This window comes from Streptomyces sp. LX-29 (assembly GCF_029541745.1).
Lineage (GTDB): Bacteria > Actinomycetota > Actinomycetes > Streptomycetales > Streptomycetaceae > Streptomyces.
The window spans coordinates 2,465,717-2,491,336 of sequence record NZ_CP089746.1; the positions used below are offsets into that span (position 1 = coordinate 2,465,717).

Here is a 25,620-nt window from a genome sequence, read left to right on the forward strand (position 1 = left end):
CTCCCACACGGCCGTGCGCGGACCCGGTGTTCGTCCGCGAATTCCGAGGGCGAATGATCAGCCCTCGGGAGGAATTCGGAGTGGGTGGGCGAACGGGCCGCCGACGGTGGGCGGAGAGTGAAAGGGGAAGGAGCTGCTGCTTCCGCGTCGTCGAGGCGGAAGGGGGCCGCTCGGCGTTCGGCTCGGGTGTGCCCCGGCCGGGGAGGCCATGACGGCGAACGGGCGGGCGGACGAGCGCGCGGTGTCCGGGTGAGCGGACACGCCCGCTCACCCGGACAGGCCGGTTCAGGCGCGGGTGGAGCGTCGGCTCACTCGGGAGTCGCTCTCGACCAGATCGGCGAACCTGGTCCAGACGTCGGCGCACTCCCGCGCCAGCTTCACCACCCCGTCGGCGCAGTGCGGGGGGATGGCTGCGACCACCTTGGCCCAGACCGACGATTCGATGTCGTGAACGGCCAGGCAGCGCAGCAGGAAGCGGCCGGACTGGGAGAGGCGCACCGCCGGGTCCTTGCGCAGCCGCTCCAGCAGCTGTCCGGAGTCGGCCGGCTGCGCGTCGGGGAGGTCGAGTCGACGCTCCGGCGGCCGGGCCGGCGCGCTGCGGGCGCGGGGCACCGGGTCACGCCCGACGAGGATGCGCCGCTTGACGTCGTGCGCGGTGCCCAGCGAGATCCCGGCGGCCCGGGCGATCTCCCGCAGGGTGGCGTCGGGGCGCTCCCGCAGCAGCTCGCCGGCCCGCTGCCGGCCGTGCGCCACGTCGTCGCGGTGGCGCTTCCCATCCCGTCCGACTCGGGTGTTCACGTGAGGAATGTCGGCGGTTGAACACCGGATGCGGGCCACCGTGCGGGCCGAGAGGGCGGTGACGGAGGCGACGTACCGGTCCGAGAGCGCCGGGTTCTCCTTCAGGATCCGGTTGGCGGCGGCGACCCGGTCCCGGTAGGTGAGCGGCTTGCCGTGGGAGATGTTGAGGCTGACCGCGGTGGCGAACACCCTCGCCTCCGGCAGGTCCAGAAGGTACGCGCTGATCGTCGCGTCGCCGCGCAGCCGGGCCGCGGCCACCCGGTGCATTCCGTCGATCACCCGCCCGGTGGCGCGGTGCACGACAATGGGAGGCAACTCGGCGCCGAGGGTGCCGAGGAGTTCCACATACTCACGATCCAGGCCCGTGGCCCGGGGAGAATCCGCGGGAAGCAGCGAATCGATCATCACGTCCGCGCAGGCCGCCGTGGCCAGATCGAGGGATGTGCGCTCGCCTTCCCGCGCACCGGACCCCTCGGGAATTAACGTTCGAATGGAATCCACGCCACCGTTACACATCGCATCCCCCGTGTGTGATCCATGTGGCAACGCGTCGCACGTTAGCAAGCGCCCCATTCCTTGGCAATGACCTTACTCAGCGTAAAATCGGCCAGGGAGGCACTCGGCGGAAGCGGCGCACACCGCTCACGCCGGGCGCCCGACGAGATGACGAACACCCGTTTCCACCGGGGACGTTGTGGTCAGGGGTGGCGCGGAGCCACCGACGGGGCCGGCGTCGAGCCGGGCGTTCTCGGCCAGCGCGAACCGACCCCGTTCAGCGCGCCTTAACGGATCACTTCCGGTTGTACAGGCGCACGGTGACCGATCCGAATACCGCGACGAACGCGGCCGACCAGCCCAGCGTCCAGGCCACGTCGACACCCGGCCACTCGCCGTCCATCAATCCCCGCACGGCCGAAGCGACATGCGTGATCGGGCTGTTGTCGACGAATGCCCGCAACCACCCGGGCATGGTTTCCGGTTTGACGAAGATATCGCTGAGGAAAGTGAGCGGAAAGATCAATGCCATCGACATGCCCATCACCGACTTCTCCTCGCGCAGCAGCATGCCGAACATGGTGCCGAGCCAGGAGAACGCGAACGCGAACAGGATGAGCAGCACGATGCCGGCGACCACGCCCACCACCCCGCCGTCCGGGCGGAAGCCCATGACGAGGCCGACCGCGAGGACCACCGTCGAGGCGACCGTGTAGCGGACGACGTCGCCGAGCAGATAGCCGACCACCGTGGCGGGCCGCCAGATCGGCAGCGTGCGGAAGCGGTCGAAGACGCCCTTGCCGATGTCGGTGTTGATGGCCATGCCCGTGTACATCGTCGTCATCATGACGGACATCACCAGGATGCCCGGGAGCAGATACTGGACGTACTCCCGCGGGGAGCCGGCCAGCGCGCCCCCGAAGAGGTAGGTGTACATCAGCACCAGCATCACCGGGAGCGCGGTGACGTCGAACAACTGCTCCGGTATGTGCTTGATCTTGAGCATGGCCCGCCAGCCGAAGGCCAGGGAGGCCGACACCGGGCCGACCCGCGGCGGTCTCCCCTCGGCGGCCAGCAGTTCGGCCAGGGACCGGGCGGAGACCGGGGCGAGGTCGTCGCCGTGGGCGGCGGGGCCGCCGGTCGTCACGGTGCTCATGCCGCCTCCCCCGCGACGCCGTCGGACCCCCGGTCCGGCCGGCCGGTGAGCGCGAGGAAGACCTCGTCGAGGCTCGGCTGGCCCAGCGAGAAGGTGTCCACGAGGATGCCGCGGCGGGCCAGTTCGGCGAGGACGTGCGCGGCCCTCTCGGCGGCGTCCCGGTCATCGCCGTCGCCGACCCGGGCGGCCAGCGCCAGCGGGTCGGGCTCGCGCTGCACCTCGGCGCCGAGCGCCAGCTCCAGGATCCGCGCGGCCTGCGCCCACTGCTCGGGGTCGCGCAGCCGCAGCCGCACCGAGCCCGCGCCGACCGACGCCTTCAGCTCGCCCTTGGTGCCCTCGGCGATCACCCGCCCCCGGTCGATGACGGCGATCCGGGACGCCAGCTGGTCGACCTCGTCCAGATACTGCGTGGTCAACAGCACCGTCGTGCCGTGCGCGACGATCGCGCGGACGATCTCCCACACCTGGTTGCGGCTGCGTGGATCCAGGCCCGTGGTGGGCTCGTCCAGGAAGAGCAGGTCGGGGGCGTTGAGGAGGGAGGCGGCGATGTCGAGCCGGCGCCGCATGCCTCCCGAGTAGTTCTTCACCTGCCGGTCCCCGGCCTCGACCAGGCCGAACACCTCCAGCAGCTGCCCGGCCCGCTCCCGCGCCGCCTTCCGGGAGCGGCCTGTCAGCCGGCCCAGCAGCATCAGGTTCTCGGTCCCGGTGAGGTCCTCGTCGAGCGAGGCGTACTGGCCCGTGAGGCTGACCCGGCCGCGCACGGTGTCCGCCTCCCGTACGACGTCATGGCCGAAGATCCGGGCTTCGCCGCCGTCCGGGCGCAGCAGCGTCGCCAGCATCTTCACGCTGGTGGTCTTCCCGGCGCCGTTCGGCCCGAGCACGCCGTAGACCGTGCCCGCGGGAACGGTCAGGTCGACCCCGTCCACGGCGCGGTTGGTGCCGAAGCTCTTGACCAGGCCCACGGCCTCGATCGCCGGGCCCGACGAAGGGGCTCGTCTGCTCATCTTCCGGTCCCTCCCGAGTCGTCCGGGTCTGTCGTGGAGCGCCTGGGCACGCGTCCGGTGGGTCGTGCTCCGCCGCCCCGCCCCGACGCCCACGGCCGGGGCACCGCCCCGACTCCCGTCATCCGAGGATGGGGCAGGAGGGGCGGTCAGGGGATGCGATCGGTCGAACACGCGCGGCCCACCGGGCCCCTCACCCCTGGGGGACGCTCCCGGCGGTGGCCTTGAGGGTCTCGGGGTGACGGTTCAGCTGGTGCAGCACGAGCATGCCGCCGATGCCGGGGACGAAGGCGCGCCAGCGGACGCCCGTCGAGCCGGCGACGGTGGACGCGAAGGTCATCGCGATGACCACCAGATAGGCGGAGCCGTGCACCGGGCCGCCCAGTGAGGTGATCACCTTGACGTGGGCGGTGAACAGGTTGGTGAAGAGGATCAGGATGGAGGCGGCCTCCACCGCCGCCGCGATCCGCAGGGCACGCATGTTCCTCACACTCCCGTCGTGGAGCCGGGGCGAACGATCATCAGGACCACCACGACCGCCCACAGCAGGTTGAAGACCCCGGTGACCATCGCCAGTCGAGCGGCGGCCGTCCGGAGCCCCTCGCCGGCGGCCGCGCCCTCGGGCGCGCTCCCGGCCTCGCCGGCGGTCCCGGACTCGCTCCCGGCCACGGCCTCACCCTCGGACCCGGTTCCGGCCCCGGCCATCGCGAGCAGCCGCTGCTGATGAGGGATCACGGCCACGGCGAGCATCACGGCGGCGACCGCGGTGAGGATCATCGACACGATCAGCCAGGCGTCGCCGAGGACGCCCAGTTGCGCCCCGGTGGCGATGCCGAAGACCGGCACGACGAGCCCGGCGACGGCGTAGCCACGGCAGACCCGGTGCAGGAACGCCGCGACACCGGCGGCGCGCCGGTCCTCACCGTCCATCACCGACTGCTTCGCGTAGCGCGGGAACAGCGAGGCGGCCAGGGTGATCGACCCCACCGCGACGATGGCGGCTAAGACGTGGACGGACAGAAGCAGCTTGGTCACGTGCGTGCCTCCAAGCGAACTCAATAAGTTGACAGCCAATAGGTAGCACACCTACATCTTGGCTGAGTACGCTTCGCGGATATGAAGGCAGACGCGGTACGAGGTCACCTCGACGGACTCCTGCTCGCCGCGCTCGAAGAGGGCCCCCTGCACGGTTACGCGATCATCGCCGCCGTACAGAAGCGCAGCGGCGGGGCGCTCGAGTTGCGCACGGGCACCATCTATCCGGCGCTGAAGCAGTTGGAGCGGCTCGGACTGCTGCGCAGCAGCTGGGACTCGGTGGGCGAGCGTCGGCGACGCTGCTACGAACTCACCGAGGCGGGGCGTCGGACCCTGGACCATGAGCGCACCGCCTGGCGGGAGTTCACGACGGCGATCGGCTCGGTCCTGAACCCCGCCCCCGCGTCGCCCGGGCTCGCCACATGAGTGCGGCGCCGAGCACCGACGGTCCCTCCGACGACCCCATCGAGCGGTATGTCGCGACCCTGTCGGCGGCGCTGCAGGGACCGGCGCGCGACAAGGCCCGGCTGGTCGAGGAGATCCGCGACGGCCTCGACGACGCCGTGGCGGCGCACACCTGCGAGGGGGTCCCCTACGAGCACGCCGCCCACGCGGCCATCACCGAGTTCGGCTCGCCGGACAACCTGGTGCCCAGCTGTCAGCGGGAGCTGACGATCGCCCAGGCCCGGCACACCGCACGGGCCGCCGCGCTGGCGGTGCCCTTCGCGATCGCCTGCTGGCTGGTGATCCGGACGGCCGGCGACGACCGTGCGTGGGAGCTGAGCCGTGCCACGCAGCTGCTGACGGCGCATCTGGTCGGCGTCGCCGCCACCGCGGCGGCGCTGGCCGGCGCGACCTGGGCGGCCACCGGCCCGCTCGCCCGCTGGCTGCCCACCCCACCCCGGCTGCCGCTGGCGGTCGCCTGGACCGGCACGGCCGCGAGCGTGGCCATGGCCGTCACGGCGCTGGTGCTCGTCACCCTGTCGGTCGCGGTCACGAACTGGCCGCTGGCCGTGGCCGCCGGTCTGCTCGCGGCGGCGTCGCACGCCGTGGTGGCGGCGTCGGCCCGCACCTGCCGCCGGTGCGCCCGCCTCCGCGCCCCCTCCTAGCCGTCCGCCGATTTCCGTTCCCGGGATATCCACCGCCGGGCCTTTCCCCGGGAATCCCTCCGGCGATGCGTCGTCAGATTCCGCATTCGCCGCCGATAACCCCGGGTCGCGACGGACCACTCCGCACACCGGATCACTCCACGGACAAGGCGCACCCGCCCCCGATGCGGCTGATCACGCCGCACCTCCGCGCGAGGCGGCGATCCAAGCCGTTTGCCAGCCCTCACTCCCTTCGCATCAGCACCCCTTCTGCTTTGCCAGTGCATAGAGAAGACGCCCGCTGACGCGCCCCACGGGGGGCGATCCCCCACCACCGCGGCGAGCACGGGTCGGGAGACCCCCGGGACATCTGCCGAAAGTCCCAGGGAACCGGACAGATGGAATCGGACTCTTAGGACTTAGGGCACATAGTTACCGCCGGTGACTGAGGTCACAGGTTTGCTGGCGGGAATGTCACTCACTGCCCGCCTTCAGCACACTTTCCGTCCACATTGTCACGCCGTGCAGCACCCGGACGGCATTCCGCAAGATCTTCTTTCGCTCTCGGGAAGAGATCCAGAGCGCAGCGTGACAAAAACCCCCGGAAAGGTCCCGAGTCGATCTTTTCCGGAAATCCCGACGCTTGTGGGCCGCGAAATCCATGTGTTTTGGTTACGGCCGTTCCCTTCGCAATCACTGCGGGGGAACCCAAAGCCGGAACGCCTAGTCCTGCCGCCGGCCGAGGAGTGTCCACGAACACACGACGGCAGGAGCGGGGGACCCAGGTAAGTCGCCGGGTCGCGCCACGAAGCGCGACACGGCTTGGGGTGAAGACGTGCCGCGGCCCATGAGGCCGCTCAGGGCACGGCCGGGCAACTCCAGCCCGAACCCGACAGCTCACCTCGCAGGCGTGGGAGAGGAACACCCCTATGTCTGTCGGTCGTCACCGTCGTATCACCCCTGGTCGCATCGCCAAGCTTTCCCTCGCTCTCGTCGCCGGCGGCGCCGGCATCGCGATGCCGCTCGTGGGTGCCACCACGGCCAGCGCCGCGTCCGTCGAGACCTGGGACAAGGTCGCGATGTGCGAGTCCACCGGCAACTGGAGCATCAACACCGGCAACGGCTTCTACGGCGGTCTGCAGTTCACGCAGTCCACGTGGGAGGAGTTCGGCGGCACCGCGTACGCCTCGCGTGCGGACCTCGCCACCAAGGACCAGCAGATCGCCATCGCCGAGAAGGTGCTGGCCGTGCAGGGCCCCGGCGCCTGGCCCGTGTGCTCCGTCAAGGCGGGCCTGACCAAGGGCGGCCCGGCCCCGGCCATCTCGCCCGACGGTGACACGGCCACCTCCACCCCGGCCCCCGCCGCCCCGGCGCCGGCCGCCCCGGCCGAGGACGCCAAGCCCGCCCCGGCCCCGAAGGACGACGTCCCGTCCGAGGCCGCGAAGAACACCGAGTACACCGTCGTCGGCGGCGACTCGCTCTTCTCGATCGCCCAGGCGCACGACGTCGAGGGTGGCTGGGAGGCCGTCTACAAGGCCAACCGCGAGGTCGTGGGTGCCAACCCGAACCTGATCTTCCCGGGTCAGAAGCTCTCCCTCCAGGGCGAGGCCGCGAAGCCCGCCACCGGCGAGGCCGCCCCCGCCGAGGCTCCGGCCGCTCCGGCCCCGGCCGCCCCGGCTGAGGCCCCGGCCGCCCCGGCCCCGGCCGAGGCCCCGGTCGCCTCCGGTTGGACCGCGCCGGTCGCCGCCCCCCAGGGCACCCCGTACCACCAGGCCGGTTCCGCCTGGTCCAGCGGTTACCACACCGGCGTCGACTTCCCCGTCGCCACCGGCACCACCCTCAAGGCCATCGGTGACGGCGAGGTCGTCTCCGCCGGCTGGGGCGGCGCCTACGGCAACGAGGTCGTCATCCGCCACGCCGACGGCAAGTACAGCCAGTACGCCCACCTGTCGCAGCTGTCCGTCTCGGTCGGCCAGACCGTGACCGGCGGCCAGCAGATCGGCCTCTCCGGCTCCACCGGCAACAGCAGCGGCCCGCACCTGCACTTCGAGGTCCGCACCGCTCCGGGCTACGGCTCCGACATCGACCCGATCGCCTACCTGCGCTCGCACGGCGTCAACATCTGAGTCTGAGCATCACCCGAAGTGCCCGGTCCGCCCCACGCGGACCGGGCACTTCGGCGTTTCCGCGCCGGTAGCCTCTCGGCCATGTCCTTCGAGAGTGCCCGGCCCGCTCCCGTTCCCCCGCACGGCGACGCCCCGGCCCGGGACGGCCGTACGGTCCCCGACCGGGACGAGGCCGCCCGGCCCGGGGAGCCCGCGGCCGCTCCCCGGTCACCCGCGCCCCGGCGGTCCCCACCGGCCCGGCCCGCGCGGCGGTCCCGGCGCGAGGGACTTCCCTGGACCGTCCTGGCCTGTCTGCTCTGCGCCTGCGCCGTCAGCGCGCTCTTCCTGCCCGTCGCCTTCCACGAGGACCGCGCCACCCAGGAGTGCGGCTCCGTCCTGTCCCCGCATGTGGCACGGCAGGGCGGCGGCGAGGCGCGCTACGGCCACGAGTGCGCCGCGCTGCGGACCCAGCGCCTGGGGTACTCCGCCCTCTTCCTGGCCGGCGCCGGCGTCACGCTCGCCGTCGCCGGCTCCCTGACGGGGCGGGGCCGGGGGCAGACCGAGCGGCAGCGCCCCGCGGCCCCGCGCCCACCGGCGCAGCGGCCCTCCGCCGCGCACGCGAACGGCCGGGCGGGGGCCCCTACGGACCCCCGCCCGGCCGTCTCCTAGCGGCTCAGCCCGCGAGCGCCGCCGCGCCCGCGCTCGCGTACTTCTCGTCCAGGTCGCCGCTGGGCGCGCCGGCCACGCCGATGCCCGCGATCGGCGCGCCCTTGGCCGGGGCCTGCACCGGCACCGCGCCCGCCAGGAACAGCGTGCCCGGGATGTCCTTCAGGTTCGGCGCCTGCTGGAGGCGCTTGACCAGCTCGGAGGTGGGGGCGTTCCAGGAGACGGCCGTGTACGCCTTGCGCTGCGCCGACTCGTACGACTGCGGGCCCGCGCCGTCGCCGCGGAGCACCACCACCGTGTTGCCGTTGCGGTCGACGACCGAGACGGTGATCCGCTGGCCGTCCTTCTCCGCCGCGTCGAGCGCCGCCTGGGCGGCCTCGGTCGCGGCGTCCACGGTGAGGTGGGTGGACTGGTAGGTCGCCTTCTTGGGAGCCGGGGCGGCCGGCGCGGCGGCCGGGGCCACCGGCTGGCTCTCCTCCGTGCCCGCCGCGTTCGCCGACACCACGCCCAGCGTTCCGCCGCCCAGCAGCGCCGCCGCCACCGCCACCGTCAGCACCCGCGTGTTCTTCGCCATGAGTCTGCCTCTCCTTCGGTTCATGCCTGCCTGAGGACTCGCCCCGATCCTCCGGCCGGGCACTCCCCCGCCACATCGCCGTACCCGCCGACCCCGCCATCGGCCGATCGGTTGATGCGCCGGTGATCCGCGCAGGTCACGATGGGGTGATGAGGCACGAGCAGGACCCCGACGCGCGCTGGCTGGCCGCGGTGATGCACGCGGCGTTCTTCCTGTTGCTGGCCGCCTCGCTGACCCGCTTCCTGCTGCGCCACCCCGGCGAGGCCCGCACGCCGTGGATCATCGCGCTCAGCGTCGTGCTCGCACTGCTGTACGTGCTCGGGCCCGCCCTCGGCTTCCGGCCCACCCCACGGCGCCTGGCCTGGCTCGGCACGGTGGTCGCCGTCTGGGTGGTGCTGGTGCTGCTGGCGCCCAGCTTCGCCTGGTGCGCGGTCCCCCTCTTCTATACGGGGCTGCGCGCGCTGCCGCCGCGCGCGGCGCTCGCCCTGGTCGCGGTCCTCACCGCTCTGGTCGTCGGGGCGCAGCTGCGGCTGTCCTCGGGCTTCGACCCGAACCTGGTGCTCGCCCCGCCCGCCGTCGCCGCCGTGGCCACCGCCGTCTTCGTCCACATGGATCGGCAGGCCGAGCGGCTGGCCGCCACCGAGCGGCGCGAGGGCACGCTCGCGGAGCGGCAGCGGCTGTCCATGGAGATCCACGACACCATCGCGCAGGGGCTTTCCAGCCAGCAGATGCTGCTCCAGGCCGCCGAGCGGGTCTGGGACACCGACCCGGACGCGGCCCGCGCCCATGTGCGCACCGCCGCCGGCGTCGCCGAGCGGGACCTCGCCGAGGCCCGGCGCTTCGTTCGGGGGCTGGGGCCGGCGGACCTGGCCGAAGGCGGCGGGCTTCCGGAGGCGCTGCGCGCGCTGACCCGGCGGGAGTCCGCCCAGCACGGGTCCGGCCGTGGCGGGCCCCATGTGCGCTGTCTCATCGACGGCACCCCGCTCCCCCTCCCCGACCACGTCCAGTCGGCCCTGCTCCGCATCGCCCAGGGAGCCCTGGCCAACGTCCGCGAGCACGCCGAGGCCGGCGCCGCCGTGCTGACCCTCAGCTACCTCGGCGACCAGGTCGTGCTGGACGTGGCGGACGACGGGCGTGGCTTCCAGCCCGGTGCGGCGGCAGCGGCGGGCGGGGCGACGGGTGAGGGGAGCGTGCGCGGGCACGGGCTGCCCGCCATGCGCGCCCGGGCCGCCCAGGTCGGCGGCACCCTGACCGTGGAGTCCGCCCCCGGCGAGGGCACGGTCGTCTCGGCCGCCGTCCCGCTGGGCCAGACCCCGCCCCCCACGTCCCGCACGCCCCGCGGCGGCCCCGGTACCCAGGAGGAGACATCATGAGCGCGGTCCGGACGATCCGGATTCTGCTCTGCGACGACCATGTGGTGGTGCGCGCCGGCCTGCTCGCGCTGCTGAGCAGCGAGCCGGACATCGAGGTCGTCGGCGAGGCGGGCAGCGGTGAGGCGGCCGTCGCCCTGGCGGCGCGGCTCGGCCCGGACGTCGTGCTGATGGATCTCCAGCTCGGCGCGGGCATCGACGGCGTCGAGGCGACGCGCCGGATCGTCGCGGCCCGGACGGGAGGCGAGGAACCGGCCCGGGACCGGGCCGCCGACGCGCCGGTCCCCGGCTCCGGCCCCCATGTCCTGGTCCTCACCACCTATGACACCGACGCCGACATCAGCCGCGCCATCGACGCCGGCGCCACCGGCTATCTGTTGAAGGCCGAGCGGCCCGAGGCGCTGTTCGCGGCCATCCGGTCCGCCGCGCAGGGGCGCACCGCGCTCTCCCCTCCGGTGGCCAGCCGGATGATGGCCCGCATGCGCCAGCCGCGCCCGGCGCTGACCGGGCGTGAGCTGGACATCCTCGGTCAGCTCGCGCGGGGGCTGAGCAACCGCGAGATCGCCCGGGCGCTGTTCATCAGCGAGGCCACCGTCAAGACCCACCTCGGGCGCGTGTACGACAAGTTGGGCGTCGACACGCGGGCGGGCGCGGTCGCGGTCGCCAAGGAGCAGCGGCTGCTCCCCTGATCCCGACTGATCCCGACCGCGGCGCGGGGCCGACTCCTAGCCGCCGATCCGCTCGCCGTCCACGGTGACCGTCGCCACCGTGTCGTAGAACGACAGAAAGCCCTTGATCGGGGCGACCGTCTCGATCGGTTCGAGGTAGGACCACACCACGTCCCGGCGGACGACCGCCCCGGCGTCCGTGCCGTCGCCGACATACGACCAGTACGAGGCGACGCCCTTGAACGGGCACACGGTCTGCGAGTCGGTCGGCTCCAGGAGCGTCAGGTCCACGTCGTCCGGGGGGAGGTAGTAGCGGGCCGGCAGGCCCGTCTCGTGGACCAGCAGCGGGCGCCGGGACTCGGCGACCAGGCGGCCGTCGATCTCCACCCGTATGTGCTGCGAGCCGGGCGCCACCTCGACGCGGTGGGTGGTCCGGGGGTGCGTGGTGCTGTGGTGGTGGGACGGCACGGGAATTCCCCTCCCTGACTCCTGCGGGCTCCCGCGACTGCGGAGGCTCGTTCGTAAGACGCCGGCCCGGTGCCTCCTATTCCTGGATTCCCGGTCCCGTTCCGGATTCCCGGTCCCGTTCCGGATTTCCGGTCCTCTCCCGGATTCCCCTCATTCCTCCGGGAGGCTGTCCCACGCCTCGCCGCCCGGGTGCAGTTCGTACCCCTCCGCCGCCGCGATGGCCTGCGCCTGCGCCCGGCTGTGCAGCGGCACCTCGTGGGTCTCGCTCGTGACCTCGGCGTGGGTGCCCTCGTCGTCGGCGACGGCCTCGATCGAGTGCGTCTCGTAGATGGCACGCCCCGCCTCGGACGTGCTCCAGACCACGTACATGCTCCTTGTCATCGGGCTCACTCCCCGGGCGACCGGACCGGACGGAAGAGTTCCCCCGGTCCCAGGATCCCACCTGAACGGCGTCCCCACCCCGCGTTGGCACCCGATCGCCGCGTGTCGCCCCCGTTGGCCGGTCCCGGTCGGGGGGTGCCTAGGCGCCCGCCCGCCGGCCGGCGATCATCGCGGTGAGCCAGGCCAGCACCGCCAGCGCGCCCCCGCACCACATCACGCTGGTGACGCCGAAGCCGTCGGCGGCCCGCCCGCCGAGCAGCGCGCCCAGCGAGATCGCCACGTTGAACACCCCGACGAAGAGCGCGGAGGCCGCCTCGCGGGCGCGGGGTGCCGCGGCCAGCACCCAGGTCTGCGCGGTGACCGAGACGCCCCCGTAGGCCAGCCCCCACAGCACCAGCAGCGCCGCGGCGCCCACGGTGGTGCCGCCCGCGAGCGGGGTCAGCAGCTCCGCGGCGGCGAGCAGGGCGATGATCACCGTGAAGGTGTGCCGGGGGTCGCGATGCGCCCGGGCGCCGGCGAGGAAGTTCCCCACGATGCCGGCCAGCCCGTAGGTCAGCAGCAGGGTGCTGACCAGGCCGGCCCCGACCCCGGCCACGTCCTCCAGCACCGGCCGGACATAGGTGTAGGCGCCGAAGTGCCCGGTCACCAGCAGGAGCGTGGTGATCAGCCCCGCTCGCAGCCGGGCGTCGCGGAAGAGTCCGGGCACCTGGCCGAGCCGGATCGGCTCGTCGGTGGCGGGCAGCGGCGGCAGCAGGACCGCCATGGCCACCGCCACCACCAGTGCCAGGGCGGCCATGACGGCGAAGGCCGCCCGCCAGTCGGCGAGGTCGCCGACGAGGGTGCCGGCGGGCACCCCGAGCACGGACGCCACCGCGATCCCGCTGAAGATCAGTGAGGTGGCGTGGCCGACGGACCGCTCCGGCACCAGCCGGGGCGCCATCCCCGCCGCCATCGACCAGACCCCGCCGATGCTCACGCCCACCAGCACCCGGGCGACCAGCAGCACGCCGAAGTCGGGCGCCAGCGCCGAGAGCAGATTGGCGACGGCCAGCAGCGCCATCAGGGCGCACAGCACGATCCGCCGGTCCAGCCGGCCGACGCCGACGGTCAGCAGCGGGGCGGCGACGGCCGCGACGATCCCGGGCACGGTCATGGTCAGGCCGACCGTGCCGGCGGAGACGTCGAGCGTGGAGCCGATGGCGGTGAGCAGACCGACCGGGAGCATCTCGGTGGTGACGACGGAGAAGGTGCCCACCGCCACCGCCAGCACGGCGGGCCAGCGGGGACGATCGACGGCGGTCCGGGCCGGACCCGAAGCGCGCTCGGAAGGGGTGGGGGGAGACATGGGCGGTGCGGACCGGCCCGAGTCGGGCGCGGGTGTGGGGAGTTCTGTTCTCTCGACCATGAATCCAGCGAACAACCGTGCGCTTTCGGGAACAACGCCGAAGGTCTCACCCTTCTATGAGTCAGGCTCATCGATCCGAGGGAGTGGCGGGTGGACATCGGCGGCGGTCTGGCCATACGGGAGCTGGAGTGCTTCCTCGTGCTCAGCGAGGAGCTGCACTTCGGGCGGACCGCCGAGCGGCTGTACGTGTCGCAGGGCAGGGTGAGTCAGCTGCTGCGCTCGCTGGAGCGACGGATCGGGGCCCGGCTGCTGGAGCGCACCAGCCGCCGGGCGCGGCTGACCCCGCTGGGCGAGCGCCTGCTGGCCGAGCTGACTCCCGCGTACGCCTCGCTGTACGGGGCGGTGGAGTCGGCGCGCGCGGCGGCGCGCGGGCTGGACGGGGTGCTGCGCGTGGGGTTCCTCGGCACCGCCGACGAGGGGGTGATGGGCGCGGTCACCGACTTCCGCGACCGGCACCCGCGCTGCGAGGTGGAGACGGTGGAGATCCCGCTCGGCGACCCGTTCGGCGCGGTGCGGCACGGGGCGGTCGACGCGGCCATCGTCAGCCTGCCGGTCGCCGAGCCCGACCTGGCGCTGGGCCCGGTCTTCTCCCGGCAGCCGCAGACCCTGGCGGTCTCGGTCCGGCACCCCTTCGCCGGGCGGGCCTCGCTGAGCGCCGAGGAGCTCGCCGACTGTCGCGTCATCGGCGTCGCCGGCCCGGCGCCGCGCTACTGGCGCGAGTCGATGGCCCCCAGCACCACTCCCGACGGCCGACCGGTCCCGCGCGGCCCCGAGGTGAGCACGCTTCAGGAGGGATTGACCTCGGTGGCGGCCGGCCGGGGCGCGATGCTGTTCTGCGCGCCCACCGCCCGGCGGCACGGGCGCGGCGATGTGGCCTTCGTGCCGGTGGAGGGGCTGCCGGACTCGGCCCTGGGGCTGGTGTGGCGCCGCACCCACGAGACCGAGCGGGTGCGCGCGTTCAGCCGCGCCCTGGCGGACCGCGTGACGGCCGCCGGCTGACGGTTCGGCCCGGCGGGCGGGTCGGGACGACGACCGATCGGCCCCCGGTCGCCCGCGGGACGGGGGCCGGGGGCCGGGGGCCGGGGGACGCGAAACGGAGGACGCGGGACGGGGGACGCGGGAACGGGGACGGGGACGCGGGACGGAGGATGCGGGACGCGGGGGCGGCGGACCCGGGACGGGGGACGGGAGACCGCCCCGAATGACACCCAGATAACGGGATCTAACGGACATATACCCCGCCGCTTGCTACATTCCCCGCCATGAGCGCCACCGTCACCGATGCGCCTCCCACCCCGCCGCCGCCCCCGTCCTCGCCCTCCGTCCGGCCCGCCAAGCGCCGAGGCGTGGAGCTCGCGCTCATCCTCGTCGCCGCCCTGATCTGCGTCTTCGGCTATGTGGTGGTCGGCGTCGCCGTCCGGGGCGGCGTCCCCCACGACGCCAGCCGCTACGGCACCGGACTCGGGGTACTCGCGCTCGCCGCGCACCTGGCGGTCCGCCTCCGTGCCCCGTACGCGGACCCGCTGCTGCTCCCCATCGCCGTGCTGCTCAACGGCCTCGGGCTGGTCCTGATCTACCGGCTGGACCTGGCCACCCCCGGCGACCGGGCCGCCCCCGCCCAGCTGGTGTGGTCCGCCCTGGGCGTGGCGCTCTTCACCGCCGTCGTGCTGCTCCTGCGCGACCACCGGGTGCTCCAGCGCTACGCCTACGTCTTCGTCGCCGCCGCGCTCGCCCTGCTCATCGCACCGATCTTCTTTCCACCCATCAACGGCGCGACCCTGTGGGTCCGGGTCGCCGGCTTCTCGATCCAGCCCGGTGAATTCGCCAAGGTCGCCCTCGCCGTCTTCTTCGCCGCCTACCTCGCCGCCAACCACCACGCCCTCGCCTACACCGGGCGCCGGGTCTGGCGGCTCCAACTCCCCACCGGCCGGGTCCTCGGCCCGATCGTGGCGATCTGGCTGATCAGCGTCGGGGTGCTGGTGCTGGAGCACGACCTGGGCACGTCGATCCTCTTCTTCGGCCTGTTCGTGATCCTGCTCTACGTGGCCACCGGCCGCACCGGCTGGATCGCGGTCGGCCTAGTGCTGGCCGCCTTCGGCGCCGCCGCGGTCACCTCCTTCGAGCCGCACGTCGGCGCCCGCGTCCACGACTGGCTGCACCCCTTCGCCAGCATCGAGGCGGGCGACGGCGCCAACCAGCTGGCCGAGTCGCTCTTCGCCTTCGCCGCCGGCGGCGTGCTCGGCACCGGACTGGGCGAGGGGCACTCCGCCCTCATCGGCTTCGCGCTCAAGTCCGACTTCATCCTGGCCACCGTGGGCGAGGAGCTGGGCCTGGCCGGCCTCAGCGCGGTCTTCCTGCTCTACGCGCTGCTGGTGGCCCGCGGTTTCCGCGCCGGGCTCCGCCTCAGCGACCCCTTCGGCCGGCTGCTCGCGGTCGCGCTGGCCTCCATCCTGGCGCTCCAGGTCTTCGTCATCTCCGGCGGCGTGACCGGGCTGATCCCGCTCACCGGCATGGCGCTGCCCTTCCTCGCCCAGGGCGGCTCCTCCGTCGTCACCAACTGGATCATCGTCGCGCTGCTCATCCGGGTCAGCGACCGGGCCCGCGGCCCGCAGGGCGGCGACACGGGCGGACAGGAGGTCCCGGATTGACCCGCTACATCAGGCGCACCTCGGTCTTCTGCCTGCTTCTGCTGCTGGCGCTGCTGGTCAACGCGGGCCGCATCCAGGCTTTCACGGCGCGGAGTTACGACCACAACCCGGCCAACCGCCGCCCCACCATCGCCCGTTACGACCATCCACGCGGCGACATCCTCATCGGCCGAACCACGGCCCGCAGGCCCGACGGGCTGCCCGGTCGCCGGACCGAGTGGCAGCCGATCACCGGCTCGCGCGACACCGGCCAGCGGCTGCGCTACGAACGCACCTATGCCGACGGCCCGCTGTACGCGCCGGTCACCGGCTTCTCCTCGCAGATCTACGGCACCTCGCTGGTCGAGCGGGCCGCCGACGCCGTGCTCTCCGGCGCCGATCCCCGCCTCGCCCCGTTCCCGCTGTGGAACCGGCTCACCCGGGCCCGGCCGCCCGGCGGCGACGTGCGGACGACCATCGACCCGGCCGTGCAGCGCGCCGCGTTCGCCGCGCTGGGCCGTAAGAAGGGCGCGATCGCCGCCATCGAGCCGGCCACCGGGAGGATCCTCGCCCTCGTCTCCACTCCCTCCTACGACCCCGGCACGCTCTCCGGCACCGGCGCCGACGTCCTCCGGCACTGGGCGCGGCTGAACGCCGACGCCGGCCGGCCCATGCTCAACCGCGCCATCCGGCAGACCTATCCGCCCGGCTCCGCCTTCAAGGTGGTCACCGCGGCCGCGGCGCTGGAGTACGAGACCGTCACCGACATCGACGCCCGGACCGACAGTCCCGACCCGTACCGGCTCCCCGGAACCCTCACCCGGCTGGGGAACCACACCGGCGGCTGCGAGGACGCCTCGCTGCGCCGGGCCTTCGCCCGCTCCTGCAACACCGTCTTCGCCCGGGTCGGGGCGCGCACCGGGCTGGACGCGATGGCCACCACGGCGGAGGACTTCGGCTTCAACGACGCCTCGCTCACCATCCCGTCCCGGGTCGCCAAGAGCACCTTCGCCACCGAGATGGACACCGCGCAGCTCGCGCTCTCCTCGATCGGTCAGTACGAGACCCGCGCCACCCCGCTCCAGATGGCCATGGTCGCGGCGGCCGTCGCGGCCGGCGGCGATCTGATGCGGCCCTATCTGGTGGACCGGGTCACCACCGCCGGCGGGACCCCCCTCGCCACCGCGCGCCCCCGGCTGCTGCGCCAGCCGATGAGCCCCCGTACCGCCGCCCAACTGCGCCGGATGATGATCAGCGCCGTCACCGACGGCACCGGGGCGGCGGCCGCGCTGCCCGGCGCCACCGTCGGCGGCAAGACCGGCACCGCGCAGCACGGCGTGGGCAACGCGGGCATGCCGTACGCCTGGTTCATCGGCTGGGCCCGCGCCGACGGCGCGCCGCAGCCCGCCGTGGCCACCGCCGTGGTCGTCGAGGACGCGGCCGCCCGCCGCGACGACATCAGCGGGGCGCGCGCGGCGGCCCCCGTCGCCCGGGCGGTGCTGCGGGCGGCGTTGGGGGACGCGCCCCCGCTCGGCGCGCGCCGCTGAATCCCAAAGGCCGTCACAGCTCCCGGCGCATGCAGATCCTGGGCCAACGGTCCAGCCCATGGGCGTTCTCCAGCCGGCGGATCTCCCGTAGGCCGGGGGTCAGCTCCGCCTCCCGCAGCGCCCGGAAGCCGCAGCGCGCGGCGTAGTACGGCGCGTTCCAGGCCACCTCGGTGAAGGTGGTCAGGGTGAGGGCGGCCACGCCGTCGGCGGCCGCCTCCCGGGCGACGTGTTCGATCAGCGACCGGCCCACGCCCCGCCGCGCGGCGTCCGGGTGCACCGACACCTGCTCGACGTGCACATTGCCGTCGACCGGATCGGTGATCAGATACGCCACGGGGTGGTCATGCTCGTCCACCGACACCCAGGCCCGCCCCTCCCGGTGGTAGCGGGCCAACTCCGGGACGCTGAGGGGCTCGTCGTCGGCGATCTCGTCCATGCCGATGTCCCGGAAGCAGCGCCCCGCCGCTCGCTCGATGTCCTGGAGGACCGGGATGTCGTCGAGAGTGCTCGTTCGAATGCGCACCCCGCCATCATGCGCCACGATCACCCCGGCCCGGGCCGGAGGGGTCAGATCTTGGGAAAGCTGAAACCGTAGCCCTGTTCCTTGAGCCAGGGCAGCGTCTGCTCCAGCGCGGCCACGGTCTGCTCGCGCGGGCCACCGGCGTCGTGGAAGAGGATGGTCGGACCGTTGGAGATCTCGGTCTTCACCGTCTGCACGATCGCGGCCGTGCCCGGCAGTTCGAAGTCCTTGGTGTCGACGTTCCAGCCCAGCGGCCGCATGCCGTGCTTGGCGGCGATGCGCCGGCTCTCCGGGGTGAAGGCGCCGCCCGGCGCCCGGTAGTAGCGCACCTTGGCGCCGCCCGCCGCGTCCTCGATCAGCTTCTTCGCCTCCAGGATCTCCTTCTCCTGGTAGGAGACCGGCTTCTGGTCCATCGCGGTGTCGTGGCTCATCGAGTGGTTGCACAGCCGGTGCCCGGCCGCGACGACCTGCTTGACCAGGTCGGGGTGGGCCTTGGCCTGCGGACCGACCATGCAGAAGGTCGCCTTCACCCCGTTGGTCTCCAGGACGCGCAGGACCTTGGGCGTCCACACCGGGTCGGGCCCGTCGTCGATCGTGATGTTCACGGCCTTGCCGCCGCTCTCGGGCGCGTGCTCGATGCTCTCGTCGACCGGCCCGACGCTCTCCTCGCCCCCGCCGGCGCCGGGGCGGCTGCGCTGCTCCTCCGCGGCCCGTACGTTGCCCCGGCCGCTCTTCTCCGTGTCGCCGCCGGTCAGCGCCATCGTGCCCACCGTCGCGGTGATCATCGTCAGTGCGGCCGCCGCCACCATCGCGATGCGCCGCCGCCGGTCTGCGACTCGTCCCAGTCGTTCCATGAGCCGGTGCCCCCTCCTGGTTCGGTGCGCACCAGTGCGGCAGGACTGAACGCGCGTTTCCCCTCTTATCGCCCTCGTAGACGGACGGCGGCGGGGCCCGGTTCCGTGTCCCGGACACCGATTGCCTGACTGTGCGCCAGGTCACGACTCGGCAAAGGCGGGCGCCGGGCGTGCGGCGGGCATAGGTCGGGGGCCCACCGTCGCCGCGGTGGGCCCCCTACCGCGTCCGCCCCAACGGACGCGGAAAGATCCGGATCGGTGATGTTGTGAGCACGACCAGATCGGACTAAACCGAAACTAGTGAGCGAATGTCACCGAATGATCATGACGTGGTCACGGCCGCTCGACCGTGATCACGCACCCGTCGACGGCGGTCAGCCGTCCCCCGCGGCGCCCTGGGCGATCGCCTCGGAGACCTCCTTCACCCGTTCCGCCTCCTCCGCCGCGAACCGCTCGGCGTCGAGCTTGTCGGCGAGCTCCTCGTCCTGGTTCATCAGCAGGTCGAGGTTGCTGTCGCCCAGCTCCAGGACGCCCATGTCGACATAGGCGCGCTGCAGCCGCTCACCCCACAGCCCGATGTCCTTGACACAGGGGACGATGCGGCTGAAGAGCAGCTTGCGGAAGAGATGGGTGAACTGGTTCTGCTCGCTGTACTCCATGGCCTCCGCACGGGCGATGCCGAAGTCCTGGAGGACCTCGACGCCGCGCATGCGATCCCGCATCAGATAGCAGCCCTCGATGACGAACTCCTCGCGCTCCCGGAGTTCGGCGTCGGACAGCTGGCGGTAGTAGTCGCGCAGGGCCATCCGGCCGAACGCGACATGGCGCGCCTCGTCCTGCATCACATAGGTGAGGATCTGCTTGGGCAGCGGCTTGTCGGTGGTGTCGCGGAGCATGCCGAAGGCGGCGAGCGCGAGGCCCTCGATGAGCACTTGCATGCCGAGGTAGGGCATGTCCCAGCGGGAGTCGCGCAGGGTGTCGTCGAGCAGCGACTGCAGCTCGTCGTTGATGGGGTAGAGCAGGCCCAACTTCTCGTGGAGAAAGCGGGAGTAGATCTCGACGTGCCGGGCCTCGTCCATGGTCTGGGTCGCGGAGTAGAACTTGGCGTCCAGATCGGGGACGGCCTCCACGATGCGGGCGGCGCAGACCATCGCGCCCTGCTCGCCGTGCAGAAACTGGCTGAACTGCCAGGCGCCGAAACGCTTCCGCAGCTCACCCTTGTCCTTTTCGGTCATTTTCGACCAGTGGCGCGTTCCATACAGCATCAGTGACTCATCAGGGGTGCCCAGTGGGTCGTGCGGATCCACCTCGAGATCCCAGTCGATGCGGGTGACCGCGTCCCACTGCTTGTCCTTGCCCTTCTGGTAGAGGGCGAGCAGCCGTTCGCGGCCGTCGTCGTATTCCCAGTTCAGGCGGGCGGTGCTGGTAGCCGGGACCGGCCAGATCGGATCCCCGGGCTGCTGTGCGTAGAGTTCCCGCGTCGACATCTCGACGCCTCCTTCGCCTTCGCCTCGCTCCCCCGTTACGGATGGACATTTCGCAGGCTCACACGTTTGTTGTCGGACGGTCAACAACTGCGTCGCGAGGTATTGACGGCCTTGCTGACAGGCAGTCTCATAAGAAGCTCACCCCGGGTAACGACGAGTGAGGTGCTTCTCAGCCATGACGTCCACGATCGAACCCCCCGCCCTGCGGGACGCGCTCGGGCCGCTCAAGGACCGCGAGCAGGTGGCCGAGCGGCTCCTGGAGTCGTCCGCCCGGCACTCCTTCGACCCGGACACCGAGCTTGACTGGGACGCTCCGCTGGCGGAGGGGAAGTGGTTCTGGCCGCCGGAGCTGGTGTCGCTGTACGACACCCCGCTGTGGCGCAGGATGTCGGAGGAGCAGCGGATGGAGTTGGCCCGGCACGAGGCGGCGGCGCTGGCCTCGCTGGGCATCTGGTTCGAGATCATCCTGATGCAGCTGCTGGTGCGCCACATCTACGACAAGCCGGTGACCAGCGCGCATGTGCGCTACGCGCTGACCGAGATAGCCGACGAGTGCCGCCACTCCAAGATGTTCGCGCGGATGATCCAGAAGTCCGGCTCGCCGACGTATCCGGTCGCCCCGCTCCACCACAACCTCGCCCGGATCCTGAAGACGGTCTCCACCACCCCCGGCTCGTTCGCGGCCACGCTGCTGGGCGAGGAGATCCTCGACTGGATGCAGCGGCTGACCTTCCCGGACGAGCGGGTGCAGCCGCTGGTCCGCGGGATCACCCGCATCCACGTGGTGGAGGAGGCGCGCCACGTCCGGTACGCGCGCGAGGAGCTGCGCCGCCAGATGGTGACCTGCCCGCGCTGGGAGGCGGAGTTGACCCGGCTCAGCTCCGGACAGGCGGCCCGGGTCTTCGCGGTGGCCTTCGTCAACCCGCAGGTGTACGAGAACGTCGGGCTGGACCGGCGCGAGGCGGTGGCGCAGGTCCGAGCCAGCGGGCACCGGCGCGAGGTCATGCGGTCCGGCGCCAGGCGACTGACGGACTTCCTGGACGACATCGGTGTGATGCGCGGATTCGGCCGCAGGCTGTGGCGCAGCTCCGGGCTGCTCGCCTGACCGCCCGCGACCACGACGCGCCGCCCCGGAGCGCGCCGGACCGGGCCCGAGGCCACCGGGTCCGAGGCCCGGACGGGCGGTTACCCTGCCTGTCATGACGACAGGCAGCGCCCCCGCCGCCGCGCGGCGCGGCGCCTACCGCAGGCTCAGCGTCGAGGAGCGGCGCGCCCAACTGATCGGCGCCGCGCTCGGGCTGTTCGCGCGGCGCACCCCCGAGGACGTCTCGCTGGACGACGTGGCGGCCGCGGCGGGCGCCTCGCGACCGCTGGTCTACCGCTACTTCCCCGGCGGCAAGCAGCAGTTGTACGAGGCCGCGCTGCGCAGCGCGGCCGATGAGCTGGAGCTGTGCTTCGCCGAGCCGCAGAGCGGGCCGCTCACCCGGCGGCTGGGCCATGCGCTGGACCGGTACCTGGCCTTCGTGCAGGAGCACGAGGCGGGGTTCAGCGCGCTGTTGCAGGGCGGCAGTGTGGTCGAGACCTCGCGCACCAACGCCATCGTCGACGAGGTGCGGCGGGCGGCCGCCGAACAGATCCTGCTGCACCTGGGGGTGGCCGCGCCGGGACCGCGGCTGCGGCTGATGGTGCGGACCTGGATATCGGCGGTCGAGGCGGCCTCGCTGATCTGGCTGGACGAGCAGAAGCAGGTGCCGGTCCGGGAGCTGCGGGACTGGCTGGTCGATCACTTCGTGGCGCTGCTGACGGCCACCGCCGCCGGCGATCGGCAGGCGGCGGACGTCATGCGGGCGGCGCTGGAGCTGGAGCGGGCGGACGGTCCGGCCGGCTCGCTGGCCCGGCGGGTGCTGCCGGTGGTGGGCGGCGCGGTGCACCTGTTGGCCGAGGGCGACGCCCCGGCGTAAGACTGGGGGCGTGAAAAGCGAAGACATGCGGTTCATCGGCGGGCCGATGGACGGGCGGGTGCTGCCGGTGATGGTCGGCGCCACCGGGCAGCCCCCGAAGACGTACGAGATCCCGGTGCCGGGCGAGGACGACCGGCCGGCGGTCGTCCACGTCTACCGACGGGTACCGGCCTCCGTCTCCCAGCGGCTCGGGGTGGTGCGCGGCTGGGCGTACGAGTACGAGCCGGAGGGCAAGCCGCGCGGCGGGCCGAAGTGGCCGTGGTCGAAGCCGGACCCCCGCTGACCCGCCCGGAGCGCGCCGGCGCATGGCGGTGCACCCCCGAAGCGCCCGGCTTACGCCGTACGGGTGGCCGTATTGGCCTGAGTCGACCATACTTGTACTGATATACAACCAGCCATGACACCATCTCCTCCTGAGGCGATATGCCGGAGGTGAGGAGATGTCAGGGCGCCTTCGCCGCACGATCCGTGCGGTCTCCCTGGCCGCCACCGTCGCGCTCCTTCCCCCGCCGACGGTGGCGGTCGCCGATCCGCCCGAGGCCGAGGCGTCGGTGGCCGATCTGCTCACCCGGCTGCAGGGCCTCTACCAGAAGGCCGAGGAGGCCACCGAGAAGTTCAACGAGGTCGAGGAGAAGCTGGCCGCCCAGCGGAAGCGGACCTCGGCGGCGACCAGGCGGCTCGCCGGCGCCCGTACCGCCCTGGTCGCCAGCCGTGAGGCGGCCGGGCGGCTGGCGCGGGAGCAGTACCGGGGCAGCGGCGGCCTCGGCCCCACCGTGCAGGCGCTGCTGGCCGGCGACGCGAAGGGGGTCACCGACCGGCGCCATGAGATGCGGCGCGCCTCCACCCGGCAGGCGGCGGTGGTCGAGCGGCTGATCCGCGGCGAGCGGCGGGCGGACCGGCTGGCGCACACGGCCCGCGCGGCCCTCGAGAAGCGGCAGGCGCTGGCCGCCAAGCGCAAGAAGCAGCGCGACAAGGTCACCCGTCGACTCAGGGAGATCGAGGAGACGCTGAGCTCGCTGACCGAGGAGCAGCTGGCCGAGCTGCGGCGGGAGGAGGAGCGGGAGACCGACGAGGCCCAGCGCGAGCTGCTGGAGTCCGGGCTGCTGGGCCCGGTGAAGGGGCCGGCCCGCGCCCCCTCGGCGGACGGGCGCCAGGCACTGCGGTACGCGGTCCGACAGCTCGGCAAGCCGTATGTGTGGGGCGCCGAGGGGCCGGCCTCCTTCGACTGCTCCGGGCTGACCTCACGCGCCTGGGCGCAGGCCGGGCGCCCCATTCCGCGCACCAGCCAGGAGCAGTGGCGGCGGCTCCACCGCGTCCCGCTCCGCGAGCTGCGCCCCGGCGACCTCGTGCTGTACTTCCCCGGCGCCACCCATGTCGCCCTCTACGCCGGTGCCGGCATGGTCGTCCAGGCGCCGCGCCCCGGCACCGACGTCCGCCTCTCCCCCATCGCCGGCAATCCGCTGCTCGGCGCGGTGCGCCCCGACCACACGCCCCGGAAGACGTCCCGCAAGCCCGCGCCGCGGCCCGCGTGACGCGCCGCCCCCGGGAAGGGCGTCAGCCGGCCGCCGCCGCCACGAAGGCCGCCGTCTTCTCCGGCTCGTAGAGGAAGTGCTCGAAGTCCGACGGGTCGTCGAAGCCGTTGGCGAAGCGGTCGGCGACGGCCTGGTGGGCCGTGCCGGCGCCGAGGAGGTTCACCACGTGCTCCGGCGGCGGGGCCAGCATCGTGTTGGTCCACTTGGTGACGTGCCGCGCGGTGGCCCAGAAGCGGTCGAAGGCGGCACGCATCCAGTCGGCGTCGAACGGCTTGTCCCCGTGTTCGAGGATGCTGTCGAGGTAGCCGGCCGCGCACTTGGCCGCGGTGTTGGAGCCCTGGCCGGTGATCGGGTCGTTGGCGACGACGACATCGGCGACACCGAGCACCACCCCGCCGCCGGGCAGCTCGCCGACGGGGTTCCGCACGGTGGGGGCGTACCGTCCGGCCAGCGTGCCGCCGGCGTCCGTCAGCTCGACCTCGGTGGCCCGGGCGTACTCCCAGGGTGTGAAGGTCTCCATCAGCTCCAGGGTCATGGCCAGGTGCTCGGCCGGGTCCTGGAGGGAAGGGAAGACGTCCAGCGGGCCGCCGGGGACGCCCTCCCAGAACAGGATGTCGGCGCGTCCGGAGAGGGTGAGGGTGGGCATCACGAACAGCTCGCCGACACCGGGCACCAGGTTGCAGCGGACCGCGTCGAACTCCGGGTGCTCCGGGCGCGGCCCCAGACCGTGCACATAGGCGACGGCGAGCGCGCGCTGCGGGGTGGTGTACGGGGAGCGGGCCGGGTCGCGGTCGAAGAGCTCCACCAGCTCCCCCTTGCCCGCCGCCACCAGCGTCAGGTCGTAGGTGCGGACGAGGAAGTCCAGATCCGAGACGGTCGCCCCGTGGATGACCAGCTTGCCGCCCCGCTGGACGAAGGTGTCCATCCAGCCGGCCATCTTCAGCCGCTGGTCGACGGACTGGGCGTGGCCGTCGAGCCGCCCCACCCAGTCGATCGCGCGCCCGCCGTCGGGGCCCGCCACCGAGATCCCGAGGCCCTCGATGCGCGGCGCCCGGCTCTCCCAGAAGTTCAGTCCCAGGTCCCGCTCGTGCTGGAGGGCGGTGTGGAACATGCACTGGGTGGACATCACCCGGCCGGAGCGGACCTCGTCCGCCGTCCGGTTGGACATCACGGTGACCTCGTAGCCGTGCGACTGCAGGCCGAGGGCGAGCTGGAGACCGGACTGACCGGCTCCGACGATCAATATCCTGCGCATCACGACTGCCTTTCCGCACTCATTCGGGGGTCAGGTCGAGGGCGAAGCCCACCAGCGCCAGCAGCGCGTCGATCACGGTGATCCGCTGGCGGGCGTCCATGATCACCACGGGTATCTCCGGGGGCACCGACAGCGCCTCCCGCACGTCCTCCGCCTCGTGACGCGGCGTCCCCTCGAAGTGGTTGACCGCGACGGCGTACGGCAGCCCGCAGCCTTCGAAGTAGTCCAGCGCCGGGAAACTGTCCTCCAGCCGACGGGTGTCCGCCATCACCACCGCGCCGATGGCGCCGCGCACCAGGTCGTCCCACATGAACCAGAAGCGCCGCTGGCCGGGGGTGCCGAAGAGGTAGAGGACCAGATCGGTGTCGAGGGTGAGGCGGCCGAAGTCCATGGCGACGGTGGTCGTGGTCTTCCCCGGCGTCGCGGCGGTGTCGTCGACCTCCTCGCCGGCCCGGGTCATCAGCGCCTCGGTCTCTAACGGGGTGATCTCCGAGACCGAGCCCACGAAGGTCGTCTTGCCGACGCCGAAGCCTCCCGCGATCACGATCTTGGTGGCGACCGGGGCCCGGGAGTGGTCCGTCTGCCAGCTCCGCAGCCCCTCCTCCGCGGCGGGCGGGAGCGTCACCG

General features: G+C 72.8%; 27 protein-coding genes and 1 riboswitch. Of the genes, 13 read left to right on the forward strand and 14 right to left on the reverse strand.

All coding sequences use genetic code 11. The annotated features are described in order from the left end of the window. Positions 1–285: 285 nt before the first annotated feature. The 5 genes from LRS74_RS10395 to LRS74_RS10415 form a co-directional block, all read right to left on the reverse strand. Positions 286–1,299, reverse strand: a complete 1,014-nt coding sequence (locus tag LRS74_RS10395) for a ParB/RepB/Spo0J family partition protein (protein ID WP_277740737.1) — start codon at positions 1,297–1,299, stop codon at positions 286–288. Between the two features lie 289 nt (positions 1,300–1,588). Further along, complete coding sequence (locus LRS74_RS10400) at positions 1,589–2,449, reverse strand: ABC transporter permease (RefSeq protein WP_277740738.1); 861 nt, start codon at positions 2,447–2,449, stop codon at positions 1,589–1,591. Continuing rightward, positions 2,446–3,453: an ATP-binding cassette domain-containing protein gene (locus LRS74_RS10405; protein ID WP_277740739.1), complete on the reverse strand. Its 1,008-nt coding sequence runs from the start codon at positions 3,451–3,453 to the stop codon at positions 2,446–2,448. The genes LRS74_RS10400 and LRS74_RS10405 overlap by 4 nt, the downstream gene beginning before the upstream one ends. A gap of 190 nt (positions 3,454–3,643) precedes the next feature. Next, positions 3,644–3,931, reverse strand: a complete 288-nt coding sequence (locus LRS74_RS10410; RefSeq protein WP_277740740.1) for a hypothetical protein — start codon at positions 3,929–3,931, stop codon at positions 3,644–3,646. Positions 3,932–3,936: 5 nt separating this feature from the next. After that, a complete protein-coding gene (locus LRS74_RS10415; RefSeq protein WP_277740741.1) occupies positions 3,937–4,485 on the reverse strand; it encodes a hypothetical protein in 549 nt (182 codons plus the stop codon). Between the two features lie 81 nt (positions 4,486–4,566). Here LRS74_RS10415 and LRS74_RS10420 point away from each other — a divergent pair, with 81 nt between their 5' ends. The 4 genes from LRS74_RS10420 to LRS74_RS10435 all read left to right on the forward strand — a co-directional run bounded on the left by LRS74_RS10420 (position 4,567) and on the right by LRS74_RS10435 (position 8,347). After that, on the forward strand, positions 4,567–4,911 hold the full coding sequence (locus tag LRS74_RS10420) for a helix-turn-helix transcriptional regulator (RefSeq protein ID WP_277740742.1): 345 nt from the start codon (positions 4,567–4,569) through the stop codon (positions 4,909–4,911). Further along, the gene (locus tag LRS74_RS10425; protein ID WP_277740743.1) at positions 4,908–5,594 is read left to right on the forward strand and encodes a permease prefix domain 1-containing protein; all 687 of its coding nucleotides are present in this window, start codon (positions 4,908–4,910) and stop codon (positions 5,592–5,594) included. The genes LRS74_RS10420 and LRS74_RS10425 overlap by 4 nt, the downstream gene beginning before the upstream one ends. 689 nt (positions 5,595–6,283) lie before the next feature. Further along, positions 6,284–6,497: riboswitch (cyclic di-AMP (ydaO/yuaA leader) on the forward strand. Positions 6,498–6,502: 5 nt separating this feature from the next. Further along, complete coding sequence (locus LRS74_RS10430; RefSeq protein WP_277740744.1) at positions 6,503–7,699, forward strand: transglycosylase family protein; 1,197 nt, start codon at positions 6,503–6,505, stop codon at positions 7,697–7,699. 81 nt (positions 7,700–7,780) lie between these two features. Continuing rightward, positions 7,781–8,347, forward strand: a complete 567-nt coding sequence (locus LRS74_RS10435; RefSeq protein WP_277740745.1) for a hypothetical protein — start codon at positions 7,781–7,783, stop codon at positions 8,345–8,347. Between the two features lie 4 nt (positions 8,348–8,351). Here the strand turns inward: LRS74_RS10435 and LRS74_RS10440 are convergent, their stop codons facing one another. Then, a complete protein-coding gene (locus tag LRS74_RS10440) occupies positions 8,352–8,918 on the reverse strand; it encodes a heme-binding protein (RefSeq protein WP_277740746.1) in 567 nt (188 codons plus the stop codon). 149 nt (positions 8,919–9,067) lie between these two features. Here LRS74_RS10440 and LRS74_RS10445 point away from each other — a divergent pair, with 149 nt between their 5' ends. After that, a complete protein-coding gene (locus tag LRS74_RS10445) occupies positions 9,068–10,291 on the forward strand; it encodes a sensor histidine kinase (protein WP_277740747.1) in 1,224 nt (407 codons plus the stop codon). Further along, positions 10,288–10,977 (forward strand): response regulator transcription factor, encoded by a 690-nt coding sequence (locus tag LRS74_RS10450; RefSeq protein WP_277740748.1) that lies wholly within the window; start codon positions 10,288–10,290, stop codon positions 10,975–10,977. The genes LRS74_RS10445 and LRS74_RS10450 overlap by 4 nt, the downstream gene beginning before the upstream one ends. Before the next feature lie 36 nt (positions 10,978–11,013). On the opposite strand, the gene LRS74_RS10455 is transcribed toward LRS74_RS10450, so the two are convergent. The 3 genes from LRS74_RS10455 to LRS74_RS10465 all read right to left on the reverse strand — a co-directional run bounded on the left by LRS74_RS10455 (position 11,014) and on the right by LRS74_RS10465 (position 13,210). After that, entirely contained in the window at positions 11,014–11,424 is a 411-nt protein-coding gene (locus LRS74_RS10455; RefSeq protein ID WP_277740749.1) for a DUF427 domain-containing protein, read from the reverse strand. A gap of 150 nt (positions 11,425–11,574) precedes the next feature. Then, positions 11,575–11,805, reverse strand: a complete 231-nt coding sequence (locus LRS74_RS10460; protein WP_277740750.1) for a hypothetical protein — start codon at positions 11,803–11,805, stop codon at positions 11,575–11,577. Positions 11,806–11,944: 139 nt separating this feature from the next. Then, positions 11,945–13,210: an MFS transporter gene (locus LRS74_RS10465; RefSeq protein ID WP_277740751.1), complete on the reverse strand. Its 1,266-nt coding sequence runs from the start codon at positions 13,208–13,210 to the stop codon at positions 11,945–11,947. A 90-nt stretch (positions 13,211–13,300) separates the two neighbouring features. Between LRS74_RS10465 and LRS74_RS10470 the strand changes: the two genes are divergently transcribed. From LRS74_RS10470 to LRS74_RS10480, 3 genes are all read left to right on the forward strand, one after another. Beyond that, positions 13,301–14,209 carry a LysR family transcriptional regulator gene (locus LRS74_RS10470; RefSeq protein ID WP_277740752.1) on the forward strand — a complete coding sequence of 303 codons (909 nt, stop codon included), beginning with the start codon at positions 13,301–13,303 and terminating at the stop codon, positions 14,207–14,209. A 263-nt stretch (positions 14,210–14,472) separates the two neighbouring features. Then, positions 14,473–15,858: an FtsW/RodA/SpoVE family cell cycle protein gene (locus tag LRS74_RS10475; protein ID WP_277740753.1), complete on the forward strand. Its 1,386-nt coding sequence runs from the start codon at positions 14,473–14,475 to the stop codon at positions 15,856–15,858. After that, positions 15,855–17,384 carry a penicillin-binding transpeptidase domain-containing protein gene (locus LRS74_RS10480; RefSeq protein ID WP_277740754.1) on the forward strand — a complete coding sequence of 510 codons (1,530 nt, stop codon included), beginning with the start codon at positions 15,855–15,857 and terminating at the stop codon, positions 17,382–17,384. Before LRS74_RS10475 ends, LRS74_RS10480 begins: the two co-directional genes overlap by 4 nt. Positions 17,385–17,397: 13 nt before the next feature. Here the strand turns inward: LRS74_RS10480 and LRS74_RS10485 are convergent, their stop codons facing one another. From LRS74_RS10485 to LRS74_RS10495, 3 genes are all read right to left on the reverse strand, one after another. After that, entirely contained in the window at positions 17,398–17,907 is a 510-nt protein-coding gene (locus LRS74_RS10485; RefSeq protein ID WP_277740755.1) for a GNAT family N-acetyltransferase, read from the reverse strand. A gap of 44 nt (positions 17,908–17,951) precedes the next feature. Continuing rightward, entirely contained in the window at positions 17,952–18,758 is an 807-nt protein-coding gene (locus LRS74_RS10490; RefSeq protein WP_277740756.1) for a polysaccharide deacetylase family protein, read from the reverse strand. 374 nt (positions 18,759–19,132) lie between these two features. Then, positions 19,133–20,245: a ferritin-like domain-containing protein gene (locus LRS74_RS10495; RefSeq protein ID WP_277740757.1), complete on the reverse strand. Its 1,113-nt coding sequence runs from the start codon at positions 20,243–20,245 to the stop codon at positions 19,133–19,135. 175 nt (positions 20,246–20,420) lie between these two features. Here LRS74_RS10495 and LRS74_RS10500 point away from each other — a divergent pair, with 175 nt between their 5' ends. The 4 genes from LRS74_RS10500 to LRS74_RS10515 all read left to right on the forward strand — a co-directional run bounded on the left by LRS74_RS10500 (position 20,421) and on the right by LRS74_RS10515 (position 23,738). Then, positions 20,421–21,350, forward strand: coding sequence for a diiron oxygenase (locus LRS74_RS10500; RefSeq protein WP_277740758.1), 930 nt, complete (start codon positions 20,421–20,423; stop codon positions 21,348–21,350). A gap of 94 nt (positions 21,351–21,444) precedes the next feature. Then, on the forward strand, positions 21,445–22,206 hold the full coding sequence (locus LRS74_RS10505) for a TetR/AcrR family transcriptional regulator (RefSeq protein ID WP_144381492.1): 762 nt from the start codon (positions 21,445–21,447) through the stop codon (positions 22,204–22,206). Between the two features lie 10 nt (positions 22,207–22,216). After that, positions 22,217–22,489, forward strand: coding sequence for a hypothetical protein (locus tag LRS74_RS10510; protein ID WP_277740759.1), 273 nt, complete (start codon positions 22,217–22,219; stop codon positions 22,487–22,489). Between the two features lie 157 nt (positions 22,490–22,646). Beyond that, positions 22,647–23,738, forward strand: coding sequence for a C40 family peptidase (locus LRS74_RS10515; RefSeq protein ID WP_277740760.1), 1,092 nt, complete (start codon positions 22,647–22,649; stop codon positions 23,736–23,738). A 22-nt stretch (positions 23,739–23,760) separates the two neighbouring features. Here LRS74_RS10515 and LRS74_RS10520 read toward each other — a convergent pair whose 3' ends face one another. Both LRS74_RS10520 and LRS74_RS10525 read right to left on the reverse strand, forming a co-directional pair. After that, positions 23,761–24,993: a styrene monooxygenase/indole monooxygenase family protein gene (locus tag LRS74_RS10520; protein ID WP_277740761.1), complete on the reverse strand. Its 1,233-nt coding sequence runs from the start codon at positions 24,991–24,993 to the stop codon at positions 23,761–23,763. Between the two features lie 19 nt (positions 24,994–25,012). Then, positions 25,013–25,618 carry an ATP/GTP-binding protein gene (locus tag LRS74_RS10525; RefSeq protein ID WP_277740762.1) on the reverse strand — a complete coding sequence of 202 codons (606 nt, stop codon included), beginning with the start codon at positions 25,616–25,618 and terminating at the stop codon, positions 25,013–25,015. Between the last annotated feature and the right edge of the window lie 2 nt (positions 25,619–25,620).

Bases quoted from the DNA above. Each gene is read 5' to 3' on its own strand.
- LRS74_RS10520 (WP_277740761.1), bottom strand. From the start codon at position 24,993: ATGCGCAGGATATTGATCGTCGGAGCCGGTCAGTCCGGTCTCCAGCTC.
- LRS74_RS10445 (WP_277740747.1), top strand. From the start codon at position 9,068: ATGAGGCACGAGCAGGACCCCGACGCGCGCTGGCTGGCCGCGGTGATG.
- LRS74_RS10425 (WP_277740743.1), top strand. From the start codon at position 4,908: ATGAGTGCGGCGCCGAGCACCGACGGTCCCTCCGACGACCCCATCGAG.
- LRS74_RS10475 (WP_277740753.1), top strand. From the start codon at position 14,473: ATGAGCGCCACCGTCACCGATGCGCCTCCCACCCCGCCGCCGCCCCCG.
- LRS74_RS10505 (WP_144381492.1), top strand. From the start codon at position 21,445: ATGACGACAGGCAGCGCCCCCGCCGCCGCGCGGCGCGGCGCCTACCGC.
- LRS74_RS10465 (WP_277740751.1), bottom strand. From the start codon at position 13,210: ATGGTCGAGAGAACAGAACTCCCCACACCCGCGCCCGACTCGGGCCGG.
- LRS74_RS10410 (WP_277740740.1), bottom strand. From the start codon at position 3,931: ATGCGTGCCCTGCGGATCGCGGCGGCGGTGGAGGCCGCCTCCATCCTG.
- LRS74_RS10435 (WP_277740745.1), top strand. From the start codon at position 7,781: ATGTCCTTCGAGAGTGCCCGGCCCGCTCCCGTTCCCCCGCACGGCGAC.
- LRS74_RS10420 (WP_277740742.1), top strand. From the start codon at position 4,567: ATGAAGGCAGACGCGGTACGAGGTCACCTCGACGGACTCCTGCTCGCC.
- LRS74_RS10430 (WP_277740744.1), top strand. From the start codon at position 6,503: ATGTCTGTCGGTCGTCACCGTCGTATCACCCCTGGTCGCATCGCCAAG.
- LRS74_RS10460 (WP_277740750.1), bottom strand. From the start codon at position 11,805: ATGACAAGGAGCATGTACGTGGTCTGGAGCACGTCCGAGGCGGGGCGT.
- LRS74_RS10495 (WP_277740757.1), bottom strand. From the start codon at position 20,245: ATGTCGACGCGGGAACTCTACGCACAGCAGCCCGGGGATCCGATCTGG.
- LRS74_RS10440 (WP_277740746.1), bottom strand. From the start codon at position 8,918: ATGGCGAAGAACACGCGGGTGCTGACGGTGGCGGTGGCGGCGGCGCTG.
- LRS74_RS10515 (WP_277740760.1), top strand. From the start codon at position 22,647: ATGTCAGGGCGCCTTCGCCGCACGATCCGTGCGGTCTCCCTGGCCGCC.
- LRS74_RS10405 (WP_277740739.1), bottom strand. From the start codon at position 3,453: ATGAGCAGACGAGCCCCTTCGTCGGGCCCGGCGATCGAGGCCGTGGGC.
- LRS74_RS10450 (WP_277740748.1), top strand. From the start codon at position 10,288: ATGAGCGCGGTCCGGACGATCCGGATTCTGCTCTGCGACGACCATGTG.
- LRS74_RS10400 (WP_277740738.1), bottom strand. From the start codon at position 2,449: ATGAGCACCGTGACGACCGGCGGCCCCGCCGCCCACGGCGACGACCTC.
- LRS74_RS10490 (WP_277740756.1), bottom strand. From the start codon at position 18,758: ATGGAACGACTGGGACGAGTCGCAGACCGGCGGCGGCGCATCGCGATG.
- LRS74_RS10500 (WP_277740758.1), top strand. From the start codon at position 20,421: ATGACGTCCACGATCGAACCCCCCGCCCTGCGGGACGCGCTCGGGCCG.